The sequence below is a fragment of the Paenibacillus sp. NPDC058174 genome (genome assembly GCF_042883865.1).
GTDB lineage: Bacteria > Bacillota > Bacilli > Paenibacillales > Paenibacillaceae > Pristimantibacillus.
In genome coordinates this window covers 378841-394793 of the sequence record NZ_JBHVUY010000004.1, presented here as the reverse complement: position 1 = coordinate 394793, position 15953 = coordinate 378841, and the positions used below count along the sequence as shown (strand labels likewise).

General features: G+C 51.9%; 16 protein-coding genes. 7 read left to right on the top strand and 9 right to left on the bottom strand.

Annotation, left to right across the window (positions count from 1 at the left end):
- Position 1: 1 nt before the first annotated feature.
- On the bottom strand, positions 2-1816 hold the full coding sequence (gene asnB, locus ACFVVF_RS20975; RefSeq protein ID WP_387813868.1) for an asparagine synthase (glutamine-hydrolyzing): 1815 nt from the start codon (positions 1814-1816) through the stop codon (positions 2-4).
- A 200-nt stretch (positions 1817-2016) separates the two neighbouring features.
- The gene (locus ACFVVF_RS20970) at positions 2017-2547 is read right to left on the bottom strand and encodes a cupin domain-containing protein (protein ID WP_387813867.1); all 531 of its coding nucleotides are present in this window, start codon (positions 2545-2547) and stop codon (positions 2017-2019) included.
- A gap of 231 nt (positions 2548-2778) precedes the next feature.
- Between ACFVVF_RS20970 and ACFVVF_RS20965 the strand changes: the two genes are divergently transcribed.
- Genes ACFVVF_RS20965 through ACFVVF_RS20950 form a run of 4 tightly spaced genes read left to right on the top strand, consistent with a single transcriptional unit; the run spans position 2779 to position 5991 of the window.
- Positions 2779-3321, top strand: coding sequence for an NADPH-dependent FMN reductase (locus ACFVVF_RS20965; protein ID WP_387813865.1), 543 nt, complete (start codon positions 2779-2781; stop codon positions 3319-3321).
- Positions 3322-3364: 43 nt separating this feature from the next.
- Positions 3365-4729, top strand: coding sequence for a purine/pyrimidine permease (locus ACFVVF_RS20960; RefSeq protein WP_387813863.1), 1365 nt, complete (start codon positions 3365-3367; stop codon positions 4727-4729).
- A complete protein-coding gene (locus tag ACFVVF_RS20955) occupies positions 4701-5351 on the top strand; it encodes a DsbA family oxidoreductase (RefSeq protein ID WP_387813861.1) in 651 nt (216 codons plus the stop codon). The genes ACFVVF_RS20960 and ACFVVF_RS20955 overlap by 29 nt, the downstream gene beginning before the upstream one ends.
- Before the next feature lie 22 nt (positions 5352-5373).
- Positions 5374-5991: a DsbA family oxidoreductase gene (locus ACFVVF_RS20950; RefSeq protein WP_387813859.1), complete on the top strand. Its 618-nt coding sequence runs from the start codon at positions 5374-5376 to the stop codon at positions 5989-5991.
- Between the two features lie 108 nt (positions 5992-6099).
- Here ACFVVF_RS20950 and ACFVVF_RS20945 read toward each other — a convergent pair whose 3' ends face one another.
- The 5 genes from ACFVVF_RS20945 to ACFVVF_RS20925 form a co-directional block, all read right to left on the bottom strand.
- Positions 6100-6648, bottom strand: coding sequence for an OsmC family protein (locus ACFVVF_RS20945; protein ID WP_387813857.1), 549 nt, complete (start codon positions 6646-6648; stop codon positions 6100-6102).
- 29 nt (positions 6649-6677) lie between these two features.
- Complete coding sequence (locus tag ACFVVF_RS20940; protein ID WP_387813855.1) at positions 6678-7352, bottom strand: amino acid ABC transporter permease; 675 nt, start codon at positions 7350-7352, stop codon at positions 6678-6680.
- Between the two features lie 33 nt (positions 7353-7385).
- Positions 7386-8234, bottom strand: coding sequence for an amino acid ABC transporter substrate-binding protein (locus tag ACFVVF_RS20935; RefSeq protein ID WP_387813853.1), 849 nt, complete (start codon positions 8232-8234; stop codon positions 7386-7388).
- Positions 8235-8429: 195 nt separating this feature from the next.
- The gene (locus ACFVVF_RS20930; RefSeq protein ID WP_387813851.1) at positions 8430-9380 is read right to left on the bottom strand and encodes a LysR family transcriptional regulator; all 951 of its coding nucleotides are present in this window, start codon (positions 9378-9380) and stop codon (positions 8430-8432) included.
- Positions 9381-9653: 273 nt separating this feature from the next.
- Entirely contained in the window at positions 9654-10745 is a 1092-nt protein-coding gene (locus ACFVVF_RS20925) for an LLM class flavin-dependent oxidoreductase (RefSeq protein WP_387813849.1), read from the bottom strand.
- A gap of 215 nt (positions 10746-10960) precedes the next feature.
- Here ACFVVF_RS20925 and ACFVVF_RS20920 point away from each other — a divergent pair, with 215 nt between their 5' ends.
- Genes ACFVVF_RS20920 through ACFVVF_RS20910 form a run of 3 tightly spaced genes read left to right on the top strand, consistent with a single transcriptional unit; the run spans position 10961 to position 13517 of the window.
- Positions 10961-11956, top strand: coding sequence for an oxidoreductase (locus ACFVVF_RS20920; protein ID WP_387813847.1), 996 nt, complete (start codon positions 10961-10963; stop codon positions 11954-11956).
- 39 nt (positions 11957-11995) lie between these two features.
- The gene (locus tag ACFVVF_RS20915) at positions 11996-12841 is read left to right on the top strand and encodes a transporter substrate-binding domain-containing protein (protein ID WP_387813845.1); all 846 of its coding nucleotides are present in this window, start codon (positions 11996-11998) and stop codon (positions 12839-12841) included.
- Positions 12842-12845: 4 nt separating this feature from the next.
- Entirely contained in the window at positions 12846-13517 is a 672-nt protein-coding gene (locus ACFVVF_RS20910) for an amino acid ABC transporter permease (protein WP_387813843.1), read from the top strand.
- 78 nt (positions 13518-13595) lie between these two features.
- Here the strand turns inward: ACFVVF_RS20910 and ACFVVF_RS20905 are convergent, their stop codons facing one another.
- Both ACFVVF_RS20905 and ACFVVF_RS20900 read right to left on the bottom strand, forming a co-directional pair.
- Positions 13596-14531 carry a hypothetical protein gene (locus tag ACFVVF_RS20905; protein ID WP_387813841.1) on the bottom strand — a complete coding sequence of 312 codons (936 nt, stop codon included), beginning with the start codon at positions 14529-14531 and terminating at the stop codon, positions 13596-13598.
- 135 nt (positions 14532-14666) lie between these two features.
- On the bottom strand, positions 14667-15803 hold the full coding sequence (locus ACFVVF_RS20900) for a serine hydrolase domain-containing protein (RefSeq protein ID WP_387813839.1): 1137 nt from the start codon (positions 15801-15803) through the stop codon (positions 14667-14669).
- Positions 15804-15953 lie beyond the last annotated feature (150 nt).

Here is a 15953-nt window from a genome sequence, read left to right as displayed (position 1 = left end):
ATCACCCCTCAAACTGATATTGCTTGGAAGAACCAATTTGAACCTGATATTGACTAATCCATAGCTGGAAAATAACGAGCGACCACAGCGTCAACGCCGTCTTGCCGTCAGGCTGAGTCGCCTGCTTGTGCAGCAGCTTCTCTACCGCTGCCGGACTGAACAGATTATGTCTGCGCAGCGTGTCCCGGTCGAGTACCCGCTCCACTGCCTCGAAGAGCGGAAGCCCCTTGCGCATCATGGCATCGATTGGCAATGTGAACGGCTGCTTCTTCCGGTTCAGAATCGCATCCGGCAGTTGCCCTTCCGCCGCCCGGTACAGCAGGCGTTTCACTTTTCCTTCGCCGATCCGCCAGTCTACAGGCAGTTTTCCCGCCAAATCCAGAATGCGCGGCTGGCAGAAAGGAACCCGTACTTCTACGGAATGCGCCATGCTGAGATGATCGACACGCCGTAAGTGATACGAAGGCAGCCGGTACTCCCGCTCGAAATCGAGAATCGCGTCCAGTCTTCCCTTCCGGTGATGCGCAGTCCGCAGACTGTCCGCAATTTGGTCACCGATCGATCCGTTATCCTGTATAAAAGCGCGGTAATCATCGCTGTACAGCTCCTTGCGCAACTCCGGCGAAGCAACACCAAGTGATGCGACATAGGGTTTAATCCAGTCATGCGAGGACTCTGAAGCCTCCAGGAACCGGTCGTAGCCGGCAAACATTTCATCCGCTCCGTCGCCGGATACCGTCACCTTGAACCCGGCTTGATGAACCGCCTCGAACAAAGCGTAGCTGCTCAGCGTGATGGGATCGGCATTCGGCTGCCCCAGCCGCTCTGCTACAAGCGGCAGCAGCTTTTCAAAGTCACGCGGATCGACCAGCACCTCATGATGCGTCGTCCCGTACCGCTCTGACACTTGTCTGGCATAGATCTTCTCGTCCAGCGGCCAGTCGCCTACGTAAGATAAATTAAAGGAGTGGATGCCGGCTTGTCTCTGGCTTGCCAATGCGGTTACAAGACTGGAATCCAATCCGCCGCTGTTAATTGTGGACACAGGTACGTCTGCAAGCAGCAGCGCCTGCACCTCACGGTCAAGCTGTCCCCGCAGCGATAGAGCTGCGGAGCTAAAGTCACTGCCCAGCGGCTCCGAAGCGAGCAGCGTCTTCCACCGGCGAAGGGACGGCCGCTCACCCAGCCTTGCTTGCAGCAGCGAGGATGGCGGAAGCGCATATACGCCGTCAAACAGCGTCCGCTCTCCGAATACCACCTTCGTCGTCAGATAGAAATCGACGCCCGGCAGCCATAAGCTTGAAGGTACCTTGCCGAATGCCAGTAAGGACGGGAGCTCCGACGAGAAGTAAAGCGTTGTATTCCCTTCATCCCAATAGTAATACAGGGATTTAATGCCGGAAGGATCCGTTGCCAGGGTGAGTACAACCCCCTCCCGCAAATCGATGACTGCAATTGCGAACATTCCGTCGAGATAACGGACAAAATCCAATCCGTATTCCGCATATAACGCAGGCAGGATCGAACCGTCGCAATGATCCGTGAACGTATAGCCTTTTGCCTCCAGCTTGCCTCTGAGTTCCCGGTGATTATAGATCTCGCCATTCAATACGATGCGTATTGAATCGCCAAGACTGTAAGGCTGCTCGCCGCCATCAAGTCCGACGATCGCAAGCCGGTTATTCCCGATCGCCCAGTTTCTCTCTGCCCATACCGATTGCTGATCGGGCCCGCCTGCCAGCTGTTGATCGGAGACTGCCTTCAATCGCCCGGGATCGACATCCTCATGACCGATATATCCGAATATTCGGCACATCCTAACCACTCCCTCTGTCTTTATTCATTCAAACCAATAAATCCGGCCTGCATCTCCCCTTTCCAGTCTATGATTTTACAAATTGTTAGTAATTTAGTATTCTGGAATGTTTTACAATTTAGACTGTACTCTCCCGCTTCCCAGCCGTCCAATATTACTTATCCAATCAATCGTATTCTTTAGAAGCTATCGTTCCGACTTTAATTGACAACGAATGTCGAATCCTCTGCCGGATAAGTGAACGAGGAGACCTCCCCTTCGAACAGACGGACGACAATAAATTGCGGCCGTTCCGACAAACGGAAGGCATGCGGCCTGTGAGCGGGCACCACGACAACATCGCCGGGCAATGCCGTCAATTCAAAATAGCCGGTTCCCGCTTTGTCTTTTATCGTGAACACGCCTGCCCCTCCAAGCACAATCCGCACCTCATCATCCAGATGATAATGAAGCGAGCCGAATTTCTGCAGCATATCAGGAGTCTGCTCCGACAGGATCACAATATCCCATTGCTTGTAGCCCTTGCGCTCGGCAAAATCCGCAATCGAAGATTCATAGATGCGAAGCAGCCCGGCTTTCTCCTCCTCCGTCAGCAGCAGCCGTTCCTCATATGAGGATGGAGTAAGCTGCTCCTCCCACCTTTCGTAATAGACACCCTGCTCCTCCAGAAAAGAACGTAATTGAATTTCCTTGCGCGTCTCTAATCCGCCTAGCAATCGCAACTCAGCCATATAATTCCTCCTATTCCAATTTGAATTGTAAACTATCATAGTTGGAAATTTTTACCCTGTCAACCAAAAATATAAATGATAGTTTGGAACCAATATGTTCATAATTTCCCGTCTATAAAACCTATTAGGAAATTGATATTGGAAGTTTTTTTCAATCGCTCGTTATAATACTAATAAACCCGGAATAGGTGGTTTTAACATCATAAATTTAGGATATGGAGCGTGTGACCCATGGGTAAAAATGTTTTGTTCATTAGCGGAAGCCCTCGTGCCGGAGCCAATACCAAGGCCGTTGTTAATGTCGTGTATAGGTTGCTGAGGGATAAGCAAGGCAACTCGCAGCTGCTGGATCTTCACCGTCATGTACTGCCTTTGTTCAACGGAGATCCCGCTCAGCAGGAGCTGGATACCGTCGCTCAGCTTCAGAAGCTTGCGCAGGAGGCCGACGCTTTCTTTATCGTCACACCCGAATACCATAACGGGATCAGCGGCGCATTGAAGAACGCGCTGGATTTTCTGAACAGCGATTATTTCAAGGGCAAGCCCGTTGCCATAGCGGCTGCTGCTGGGGGCGGAAAAGGCGGAATCAACGCGCTGAACAACCTGCGCCTCGTGCTGCGCGGCCTCCAAGCCAATGTGCTGCCCGCCCAGTTTGTTGCCGATCCGGGCCACATTGATCAGCACGGCATCTATATTGACGAAAGCGGCGTTCAGACGCTTCAAGCGCTCGTTCTGGATCTCGCATCCGCCCTGCAGACGGAAGCCCGCGTATGACAGCGGACTCCCATCACCGTATTGCCAAAGAGGCGAACCGCTCGTGAGAACGCTGCTTGATTCGCTTCAATGGGCTTTTTTTCTGCTGACAGGCGGCCTTGTGGCACCCATTGTCGTGGCGGCGGCCTTTCAGCTATCGGATGCCGAGACGATTAGTCTTCTGCAAAGAACGCTGACCGTCATCGGCATCTCCTCCCTGCTGCAAGTAACGCTGGGCCATAAGCTGCCGATTCTGGAGGGCCCTGCCGGCGTATGGTGGGGCGTCTTCATTCTCCTTGCAGCCAACCTTACGCCGGGGGCGTCCGGCACCGTGCTTCTTCGCCAGATGGAAATGGGCTTGCTGCTGGGCGGGGTCATTATCTTGCTGCTGAGCGCTTTTCAAGTCATCCGTTATTTGAAAAAGTTGTTCACGCCGGTCGTTACCGGCACTTATTTGCTGCTGCTCATCTTCCAGTTCAGTTCTCCGATCGTGAAGGGTATTCTTGGCGTCGGCTACAAGGACCCTTACATCCATGCGAGTATTGCAGCTCCCGCCATCGCGACTCTGCTGCTGACTTTTCTGTGCGGCCGCAGCAAGACGGCTTGGCTCCGCAACTACTCCGCCCTGATCGGAATCGCCGCGGGCTATAGCTTATTCCTGCTTCTTGGTCACATTCCTGCGCTGCCTAAGCTGCCGGATACGGCTGTGCTCATCCCCCAATTATTCGCCTGGGGCAAGCCGTTGTTCGACTCGGGCATTACGCTCACGACGCTGGTCATCACGCTTCCGCTGCTGATTAACATGATTGCAGCCATCGTTGTCATGGAGAAAACAATCGGCCTTGAGCCCGCAGATCGCTATCGCCGTTCCGGCATTGTCATGGGCATCAACCAGATGCTGTCCGGAGCCTTCTCCGCGGTAGGCTGCGTGTCCAACTCGCATACTGCCGGCTTTGTCGCCTCTACACGCATGACTAGGAGACTGCCCTTTATGATCGGCTGTCTGCTGTTGATTATTGCCGGCTGTTTCCCGTTTCTAACCGCGGCGCTTGCGTCCGTGCCTGTGCCCGTAGCATTCGCCGTCATCTTTTATTCCTTCGCGCATCTGCTGTCCGCCGGACTGAAAGAGCTTGGCGCGATTCTGCAAAATGAGAAAAAGCTGACCATTGTGGCGTTTTCATTGTTCGCCGGAGTCGGCAGCATGTTCATACCTGCGGCAAGCCTTGCTGTACTTCCGGATGTGCTGAAGCCGATTTTGAACAATGGACTGGTTGTTGGCGTACTAGCATCCATCGTGCTGGAGCAGGCTTGGCAATTCAAAGACTCGCTGTCATCAGGCTCCGGCTCCCGCTTCGGCTCTTGGAGACGCAAGCAATCCCCTATCGAAAGGAGCACCGGCCATGCCGTTAACGATCAAAGTGTACTCTGATTATGTCTGTCCATTCTGCTTGCTCGCGGACGGCGAGCTGAAGGCAGCGGCGGCGGAACGGGACGTAACGATTGAGCATCTGCCCTTCGAGCTTCGGCCCTATCCGGCGCCAACTCTTCGTCCCGAGGACGGTTATATGCAAGCAAGCTGGAGCGAAAAGGTTTATCCGATCGCGGAGCAGCTCGGCATTCCGATTCGTATGCCAACACTCTCACCACAGCCCTACACGCATCTGGCTTTTGAAGGCTATCAATTCGCGAAGAAAGCGGGCATCGGCGAAGCCTATAATTCGAGGATGTATAAAGCTTTTTTCATAGATGGCCTGGATATCGGCGATATCAGCGTGCTGACAGAGCTAGCCGAGGAACTGGGCTTGAATGGCCCAGAATACCGTGAGGCTCTGGAGACCGGCGCCTACCGGGAAGCGCATAAGCAGGCGCTGCATCACGCCTTATATGAAGCCAATATTACAGCTGCGCCAACTTACGTGATCGGAAAAACAACGGTTAAGTGGCTCCTATACAAAGAGCAATTTCTCGAAGCGATCGATGCAGAGTTAAAAAAACAACGGCTGGAGCAATGGAGCACCGGCATTAGCTGCACCATTGACGGCTGTATCTAATGGATGGAGAGGAGAATTATTTATGACGTTAAAGCTTCAAGTCTATTCAGATTTCGTATGTCCTTATTGTATTCTTGCCGAAGGCGAGCTGGAGGCTGCTGCTGCTGAAAAAGGAATCGAGGTTGAATATGTGCCCTTCGAGCTTCGACCTTATCCGACGCCAACTCTGCGTCCCGAGGGCGAGTATATTACGAAGGACTGGAAGGAACGGGTCTATCCAATAGCCGCAGAGCTAGGCATTCCGATCGTGAAGCCGCCTTTCTCCCCTCAGCCGTATACGCACCTGGCCTTCGAGGGCTATCAGTTTGCTATCGAGCATGGCAAGGCGAAGGCCTACAATAAGCGGATGTATGAGGCCTTCTTTCTGGAGAGCAAAAACATCGGAGAAATCGATGTGCTGACAGAGCTGGCAGGCGAGGTTGGCTTAGATAAAGCCGCCTACCGCAAGGCGCTGGAGGAGCGCACCTACCGCGAGAAGCATCGTGAGGCGCTGCACCATGCTTATTATGTCGCCAACGTAAGCTCGGCGCCTACCTTCATTATTGGAGAGACGGTCATTCGGGGCATGGCGTTCAAGCATCAATTTCTGGAAGTCATTGAGCGGGAGCTGCAGCGGGAATTGGAATCCGCAGCGGGATAAATACAAAGAAGCAGGAAGCGAGCATGCTGCGCGCTTCCTGCTTCTTTATTTGCTGAACCTTAATATTATATTGATGAAAGTTATTTCTAGCTGACTCCCCGCCAGCCCTCAGACCTGCTTACGGCGCTTCTGCTTCGTCCGCACAAGCGTCCCTGCTACTTGCTGAGGCTGTTGAAGCAGGTTCAATATCGGGCAAGCCAGCTCGACAGCCTCATGGAGCGCCGCCAGCTCTTTAGACGAAGCGCTGGACTCAATGCGCAACGTGTACGCAATATTGTGAAGATAGACCGGAATATGCTCGTAGCCCGGCTTTCCCGCGAGCGGATGCATATTGCCCGTAACCTCTACCTCCACAGCTTCGAGCGGCACGCCGCGCTCCGCCGCTTGAATCAATGTAATATGCGACAGGCAGCTCCCCAGAACGCCAAGCTGCAGCTCAGGCGAGCTTGCCCCGAGCTGATGTCCCGCAAGCTCAGGGCCGCTGTCGCTAATGATTTGAAAATCACGAATCCGGATTTCGCGCACACCGCTTCGTCCAGCGACACGAATCCCAGCCTTCAACTGTTGAGGAGCTACCTCCCTCTCCTGAACCAGCCGCAGCTTACGAGCGTCCAGCGCCGATTTCTTGTCCTGCAAATAATCCGTTATCCCGCTCATCCCTCACACTCCTCCTCCGCCATCACCCGTTACACTTCATGACCGTACGGGCGGTTGACCTTTTTCTCCATAGCGCTTTGAATATAACCATACACAATGGCGGCCAGCCAATACAGGATAGCCGCCGCCAGGAACGATTCCAGAAACTTGTACGTATCGGCCGCCATCAGCTTGGCCTGTGCCATCATCTCCGTTAAGCCCAGCGTGAAGCCAAGTGAAGTTTCCTTCACAACGGTCACGAAGGTATTGCCGAAGGATGGCAGTGCAATGCGAAGCGCCTGCGGCAGAATGATCCGCCGCATGCCCTGCCAGCGGGTCATCCCGATAGACTGGGATGCCTCCCACTGGCCATATTCGATGGAGCGGATCGCCGCCCGGATAATTTCCGCCAAATACGCCGCGCAATTCATCGTAATGCCAATTACCGTGGCCCAATATGCATTGATCTCGCCGAAGGCGGGAATTAATTGCGGCAGCCCATAGTACAAAATAAATAATTGCACGAGCAAAGGCGTTGCCCGGAAAAAGGAGATATACACCTTCGCCAAGGGCGCGAGCAGAAACAGCTTGCGCCGGATCGCCGTCTCCAGCACCAGTCCCAGAACGAGTCCGAACAGCATCGAGAGCACAGCGATCGTCATGGTCAAATACATGAATTGCAGCAGCCGGGGAAGCGCCGACAGCAAATATACCAGATCAAACATGGATGGTCTTCGCCCCTTCCAGCACTATCGATATCAGTTATCCGGATTGGTCAAATCCTGCGTAAACCATTTTTTCGAAATCTCGGCCAGCTTGCCGTTCTCGCGAAGCTTCTTAAGCGCATCATTCACCTGATTAACCAATTCCTTATTTCCTTCATTATTCAGGAACGGGTTCGCGGCAGGTATCGTCGTCAGCTGCTTGCCGCCCAGTTGAAGCGGCAGCTTCGTTTTATTAATCGTGCCAAGCGCAGATGCCTTCGTTGCAAAGGTTGCGTCAATACGCCCGATGGCGACGTCCTGGAAGCCTGCTTCTGCGGTCTCGTAGTTGACGATTTCGATTTCCCCGTTCTTATCGAATTCCTTAACCAGATTGGCGAAGTTGGTGCCCGACTGAATGCCGATCTTTTTACCCTTCAAATTTTCCAGCGACTGAATGGCATCATTTCCTTGCTTCACAACAAGCTGCGCACCGGAATACACATAAGGCTCACTGAACAGATACTTTTTCTTTCTCTCCTCGGTTACGGCGATGGAATTGGCAATCGTATCGATTTTCCCTGTATCCAGCAATCCGAACAGACCGCTGAATTCCGACGTCTTCCATTCCACCTCGTAGCCTGTCAGCGCGGTGATCTCCTGCCACAAATCGACTTCAAAGCCTTCCAGCTTATTCGTCTCTGTATTCTGGAACACGTATGGATAAAAACCTCCCGTCGAGCCGATGACCAGCTTTTTGCCTGCAGCAGCCGTGGTCGCCTTATCAGTTACCTTCGCCGATACCCCCGCCTTTTCCGATTTCTCTCCGCATGCCGTCAACACCAGGACGATAGCCAGCATGAGCAACGCTACTGCCTGTAAAGCTCCTCTTTTCTTTCTGTACATGTCCAAACACTCCTTCAACTGTCATTTTGTCGGCCCTATCCGCTGCGCAGCCCGTTCGGCTTATTCTCTACCGGACTGCGTCACAGCTAGGGCACCCCCTACGTTTCACAGTTAACCTATGAATTTAATGGGTATTTAGGCCGCAAAATGATTATAAAGGCGCACTTCCTTCCGCTTCCAATACCAAAATCGATATTACTTTAATAATTCTAAGCCTATAATGGAGCGAGAACTCTCCCCAACCGCCGTCGTACTAGCCAACCGCTGCTGCAGCTTATGGAAATATTCAATGACATAAATTCGGAAACGCTCAAAGCTTGGCGACAGCTCCTGCCGCTCCGACCAGGTCAGACTGATCGTACGGAAGCAGTTCGGGTCCGCGATCCGCACCGATACCGTCGCCGGGTCCGTACTGTCCATATCCCACAGTGCAGGAACGAAAGCAGCGCCGATGCCCGCACGGACAAGCTTATGGAGCAAGGCGGGGTCCTCTACTTCAAAAATCACGTTAGGCGAAAATCCCGCTTTGAGGCAAAGCCCATCCGTCGCATCCCGCAGCCCGAAGCCGGCTTTCAGTCCAATAAAGGCTTCCTTCTCGAGCTCGGCCAAATGCACCGATTCCCTTGAGGCAAAACGATGTCCAGCCGGTACGAGCAGCCTCAGCTCTTCGGTGAGCAGCGTAATGCTAGTCGTATTCGGCAGCTCGATTGGCGGAGCAGACAAGCATAGGTCGATTTCCTTATCCTTCAGAAGCTGCTTCATTGAATTATAGCAGCCTTGCTGAAACCGGAATCTCGTTTCCGGATGCTTCGATACGAATGTCGCCAGCATTTCCGATACCATCGGCAAATGAATCGAGGCTACCGTAATGACTTCCTCATATCTGCCGGAAATCCGCACTGCCTCTCGCTTCCCTTTCTCCAGCTCGCCGAAGGCGCGCTCCACATGCTGTAAGAAAACTCTTCCTGCTTCATTAAGCCGAATATTGCGTCCAAGCCGGTCGAATAACGCAACGCCCAGATCCTCCTCCAGCCTTGCAATCGTCTGGCTTAAGGACGGCTGCGCAATGTTCAGCTCTTTAGCTGCTTGTGTAATATGCTCCCGGCGGGCAACCGTCTGGAAATACTTCAATTGCAACAGGTCCATTCTCCATCTCCTCTTCTCTCTTGAAATCGCCAGCAAAAAGCAAAAAAAGCCGAAGCAAGGTTGCTTCGAGCCTACAGAGGTCTGTTCGACTTATGATATGGAATCAATTGTATGATTTTATCATTAATCCCATTTTAGACATGTTGACAGAATTGGTCAATACAAAGTGTTATTTAGAAAAAAGAAAATGACAAAGACGCTTGCTCCGTACGCTTGAAGCGTGTAGGTCAAACGTCAATTTTAGTTGAGAAACAATGGTTACATGGATAAAAGCTAGCGAAGCGGTTCGCCCGTTTCCTCCACGGCTGCTGTCGTTGTTTCGCGCAGCGCTCGCCGGACGGCCGGCACAACTTCCGTTGCCAGCAGCTCGATGGAACGAGCCACTTTGGCGTAAGGTACGCCTCCTATATCCAATTGCAGCAAGTAGCGGTTGTGTCCAATCCGTTCATGCTGATACAGGATCTTTTCCACGATTTGCTGAGGACTGCCTACTGCCAATGCTTCATTGGCGCTAGTTGATTGCTCGAACTGCTCGCGAGATAGACGATCAGCCGGATTGCGTTTTTGCATAATATGCTCGAAGTAATTGGCGTGATACGGAAAATATTCATCCAGCGCCTGCTGCGAGGTTGGCGCTATATATCCGTGTCCGCATACAGCGATTGGGAGCTGATCCGGCGTGTAGCCGGCCGCCTGGCCCGCCTCCCGGTATGCCTCAGCAAGCGGCTTCAGCCGATTCGTATCGCCGGTAAGCTGAGCGAATGACAATCCCGTTCCAAGCCTGCCGGCACGCTCTGCACTTTCCGGCGTTCTGCCCACTCCAATCCATAGCGGGAGCTTCCCTCCCAATGGCCGGGGTGCGATTCCCGCTTCGATAAGCTCCGGGCGGAAACGGCCGTTCCAAGACAGCTTCTCCTGGGCATTAATTTGAAGCAGCAGCCCGATTTTTTCCTCAAACAAAGCATCATAATCAGCCAGCTCATAGCCAAATACCCGGTATGTATCCAGAAACGCCATCGCGCCGCGGCCGGCAATGAGCTCTGCTCTGCCGTCCGACAGCAGATCGAGCGTTGCGAAATCCTCGAACAGCCGCACAGGATCTGCCGTGCTCAGTACAGTCGTCGCGCTCGTCAGTTTGATTCGTTTCGTATGCCGGGCAATCGCAGCCAAGACGACGGGCGGTGCCGTCACCGCAAAATTCGGCGTATGATGCTCCCCCACCCCAAACACATCGAGACCGGCTTCTTCGGCAAGCTTCGCTGCCGCTATAATTTCCTCGAGCCGCTGCTTCGCACCGATCGGACGGCCGCTATGCGGATCATGGTTTAAATCACCAAATGTATATACTCCAAATTCAAAGCTCAACTTGCAACGCCTCCCTCTCGATCGCATGAACGGGTCCCCTCTATCTTAACGGGCGCCTGCGCGGGAACTCCAATATCAAATGACATATCGGATTCATAGGCTGGATCAATTAAAGCGATAGCGAACTTGATATTGGATTAAAGCGATTGAATCCCCCTATAATTACGTCAATAACCAATTAATCCTATGTGAATAAAATGAAAGGAGATAACTCCATGACCGTTTCTTTGCATTCCCCGGGCCGAATCAATAAGCTCCAGCTCAAAAACCGGCTCATTCTTGCCCCGATGCAGCAGCACAAGGGTACGCCGGAAGGCCATGCGACGGATTATCATGTCCAGCATTACGGACGGCGGGCAGCCGATGTCGGCCTGGTCATTATCGAATCCACTGCTGTATCCTCTGAAGGCCGCCTGTATCAAGACGATATCGGCATCTATTCCGATGCCCACATCGAGGATCTTGGCAAAGTGGTAAAAGCTGTACACGCTCGTGGTGCGCGCATCTTTATCCAGCTATCGCATGGCGGGCGCAAATCGCACCCGCTTCCCGATGAGAGACTCCTTGCTCCAAGCTCCATTGCTTTCAACGCGGAATACCGGCTGCCGTTCGCGGCCAGCGAAGCTGAGCTGGAGCTGCTGATTGATCGCTATCGCAAGGCGGCGCTTCGCAGTCAAGCAGCCGGGTTTGACGGCATTGAGCTGCATGCTGCGCATGGCTACTTGCTGCATCAGTTTCTATCGCCTGTTACCAACAGGCGCACGGATTCTTACGGCGGCAGCGTAAACAACAGAATCCGCTTCGTTCATCGTGTCACGGCTGCTGTTCGCGAGGCGGTCGGATCGGATTATCCGGTTCAGATTCGGGTGTCCGCTTCCGATTACGATCCAGCTGGCCTGCTCCCGCTGCAGGTTGCAGATTTTATTGCCCAGTTGGAGCCGCTGATTGACGCCGTTCACGTCAGCTCGGGCGGCATCACACCCGTCCGCCCTCTCGACGTTCATCCCGGTTATCAGATTCCCTATGCGGCTGTTGTGAAATCCAAAACAGCGTTGCCCGTTATAGCCGTCGGCGGCATTCATGGGAGCGCTTTGGCGGAACGCGTCGTTGCCGAGCAACTCGCGGATTTTGTGGCAATCGGGCGGCCGATGCTGGAGGAGCCGGATTTTGCAGGACAGCTGCTCGACAGGAAGCCCTCTCCCATTCTTTAAACTAGCAATATCCACTCTATGATAAAGGCGGTAATTACAGTGACAACTCAATTGAACAAATGGTACATAGTCAAAAAAGCGCTGGCTGGAGCAGTCTTGACGGCAATAGCGGTATCGCTTCTGGCAGCCTGCGGAGCTAAAGCGGATAAACCGGCTTCCGGCTCGGCGAAAGAGCAGAAGATTGTCCGCATCGGAACTAATGGAGCATTCTATCCCTATACCTTCAAAAACACGGAGAATGGCGACAAACTCGAAGGCTATGAAATCGAGATTTGGGAGAAGCTTGCGGAAAAGCTGAATTTTAAAATCGAGTACCAGTTGACTGACTTCGCAAGCCTATTCGGAGCGCTGGAGTCCAAGAAGATCGACACTATCGTCAATTCGATTGCATTATCCGAAGAGCGGAAGGCGAAATACTTATTCACCGATCCTTATGTTTACTCGGGTGCCCAGTTGGTTACCCAAAAAGATAACAAGACTGTCAATTCACTTGAAGATTTAAAAGGCAAAAAAATCGGCGTCGTCGCAGGCAACAAGATCATGCTGAACTATATTAAACAGGCTGATCCTGAGGGGAAAATTGAAGTGGTTATCTACGAGACAGGAGAAGGCGCCTTCCGCGATGTGCTGCTGGGCAGACTCGACGCCACCTTTTCTACCAAAGCAGCTGCCCTGGCCCAAATCAAAAAAACCGGCCAGCCGCTTCGTCTAGCAGGCGACCAGTTTGTCGTCATTCCGGCCGGTAGCCCCTTCCTCATCACTGACGAAAACAAAGCCTTCGTGGAAGAAGTGAATGCCACTCTGAAGAAGCTCCGCGAGGATGGCACAATCAAAAAAATAGCTGAAAAATGGTATGGCGAAGATATAAGCAAGCCGGCGGAGTAAGGCGATGAACTTCGACTTCGCCTATTTTATAAGAAGCCTTCCGCAATTGCTGAGCTATTTGCCCCTAACGTTCATGCTTGCCGTGCTGTCTATGATTTTCTCTGTTATGCTCGGTATCCTGCTGGAGTCGATGATCCGCTCGCGGGTCAAAGCGGTGAGTGCTGCGGGGAATGCTTATATTTTATTTTTCCGGTCCACTCCGCTGCTTGTCCAGCTCTTCCTGCTCTATTACGGACTGCCGCAAATCTTCCCTGCTCTAAGCGTCATGAATGCCTTCCAGGCTACCGTTATCGGGATCAGCTTGAATAATGGCGCATATCTTGCGGAGATTTTCCGGGGAGCGATCGACTCGGTCGACCGCGGTCAAGCAGAAGCTGCGCAATCCATCGGCATGACACGGCTGCAGACGTTCCGGCGCATCGTTTTCCCGCAGGCGTACCGGGTTGCTCTGCCTTCACTTGGCAATACGTTTCTTGTCATCATCAAGGAAACCTCGCTAGGCTTCACGCTAGGCTTGACCGAAATGATGGGCCAGGCGAAGCTGATGGCCGCCGACACCTTGAAGGTGATGGAAGCCTTTCTCTCCGTCAGCCTGCTCTATCTCTTGGTTGCCCTCTTCTTCGGCAAGCTGCAAGGCTTGTTAGAGAAGAAGGTAGGGAAGCCTTATGCGCAGTAGGACGTAACAAAGAGGGCCGGTACAATCCACTCGCATGAGCTAGACTGTCCGGCCTTCTTCGCTACTTCTTCATTCATTTCACCATTTAAATCCCTTTGGCTTGGTGATTTCAGGATATGGCGTTTCTCCTGAAGGATACGGCATTACGGTTGTATATGCTGATTTCCTTAGGTCATAGATGACGATTCCTTGTTGAACCTTATCTTCATCATCCATAAAAGAATAGGATAACATCGCTCTCGTACTGTCCGGGCTCCATTCCACGAGCCTGTAATACGGGTCTGGTCTCGATTGTTCAACAACCTTATACAAATTTTTTTCATTTAGAACATCATTTACACTATTTTTAAGCAAGGAGTGTCCAGTAATCGGGTCTACCAAATCAATAGATCCCCAAGTTCTCCCTCCATACTCAATGGACAATTTTTGACCATCTTCAGACCAGTATAGGCCCTCTATACTAAGCCATTGTCCCTCCAACGGGTATAAGGCATTCTGTTCAGAATCAAATATCCACACTTCACCGTCATTGTAACGTGCTTCGTTAAATAGGTGGAAAGCAACTCGTTTGCCGTCAGGTGACCTGCTAAAAGCAGAGTCGTCAAAATCATGCTTATACACATACAGTGCAAATTTCGCGGCCGACACCACATTGGTGTCTGTGGATGTAAGCAGCTTCTCTATGGCATCTATTGCCTTCTGTTTTTCTGGATGCTCGCTATAAGCAATGAGTTTATTACATGCATACCACTCAACATAAGCGTTCGGATGTGACACCCCTTCCAGATAAAGATTGAAGAGGTCTGGAGCTTCGGGAGAATCAATTGAGATCACTCCGTTTTTCTTTACAGCTAACTCGTCCCACACTGAAAAAGGCTTAGTTCCCACGTCCGCTTCCTCTATCTTGTCGTTTTGTGGAGTTATATGTACAGAAGTATTCCCCGGTGCTGCCATTGAACAGCCGGACAAGGCAATCAAAATCAATAAACTTAGCATCACCGCTTTATATTTCATATGACGTCCCCTTCCTGGATCCATCTGGTAAAATAGACGTCTGATTTCAATTTATGTTGCACAAAAAGGCGACTGCCGCAATTGCAGAGTCGCCTAGTAAAGAACTCATTTTATTGTTAGTTGGAGGGAATGGGCTTACCACACACTCGCATAAGCATAGTTCCGTATCGTGCCGTGATAGCGATACCACGGTGAACCATTTTCCTGCTGGGCGTAGAACAACGTTACTTCCGCATCAGGATCGATAACGACGTAACAGCCTCTAGCTCCGTCCCAGCCAAATTCACCATTGTGGCTAAGCGAGTTATTGTCCTCGCGGTTCACCATCGTTCTGACGCCGAGGCCATAGCCGTAGCCATACTTGCTCTCCCCGCCAAACCGGTTAAAATCCTGCTGCGCAACAGGAGACAGACGATTGGTGCGCATCGCAGTCACCGTTTCCGGTCTCAGAATACGCTCGCCGTTAGGCGCCAGGCCATAGTTGCATAACGCTTCCGCAAACACAATATAATCAGGAACGGTAGAGTACAATCCGCCCCCGCCGCTTTCATAAGCTCTGCCCGGCTGAAGGTTAAAGCTTTCGCCAATACTTGCCGCGCGGTGCGTCTGGGCATTAAAGCTGTTGTAAAGCTTGCAGAATCGACTTTCATCTTTAAGCTGGAACGAAGTATCCTTCATGCCCAGCGGGTCAAAAATATTTTGCTGCAAGTATTGTCCGAAGGTCTGCCCTGTTATCGCCTCAAGCAGTCCCGCCAGTACATCATGGCAAACGGTATATTGGAAATGCGAGCCCGGCTCGAAAAGGAGCGGCTCCTGTGCCAGCGCCTTAATGACGGAAAGCGTCTGTCCTTCCCCGTTGCTGTCGGCAATCACTTTGTTAACAGCGTCCGTGTCGATCTTCTCGACACCTGCTGTCATCGTAAACAAATGCTCAATCGTAATATGATTTTGAGCAGGACGAAGCTCCACTGTTCCGTCTGGCAGTGTGTGACGAACGGACATGTTTCTAAACTCCGGAATGTACTCGTACAATGGGTCGCTCAGTTTAAACTTCCCTTGTTCCATCAGCTGCAGCAAAGCCGTGACGGTGATAACCTTTGTCGCAGAATACAATCTGAAAATGCTGTCTCCGCTAAAAGAAACCTGATTCTCTACATCCGAAAACCCAGTATAATGCTCGTATACAGGCTGGTGCTTGTGATACATCGCCACACCTAACCCGGGTATGTTTTTCTCCTTATAAAACGCTTCCAAATAGGTAGTTAACTTCATAAAACTCATCATTCTCCACCTGCCGTTTCACTGAACTGTTACAAACCTTATTCAATTTTATCACTCCAGAACAGCCGCTGGGTACTTCAATAATGCGACATGAGTCCCTTATTTAGCGACCTTAACGTGCTAGTTGATCTAATAGGAATA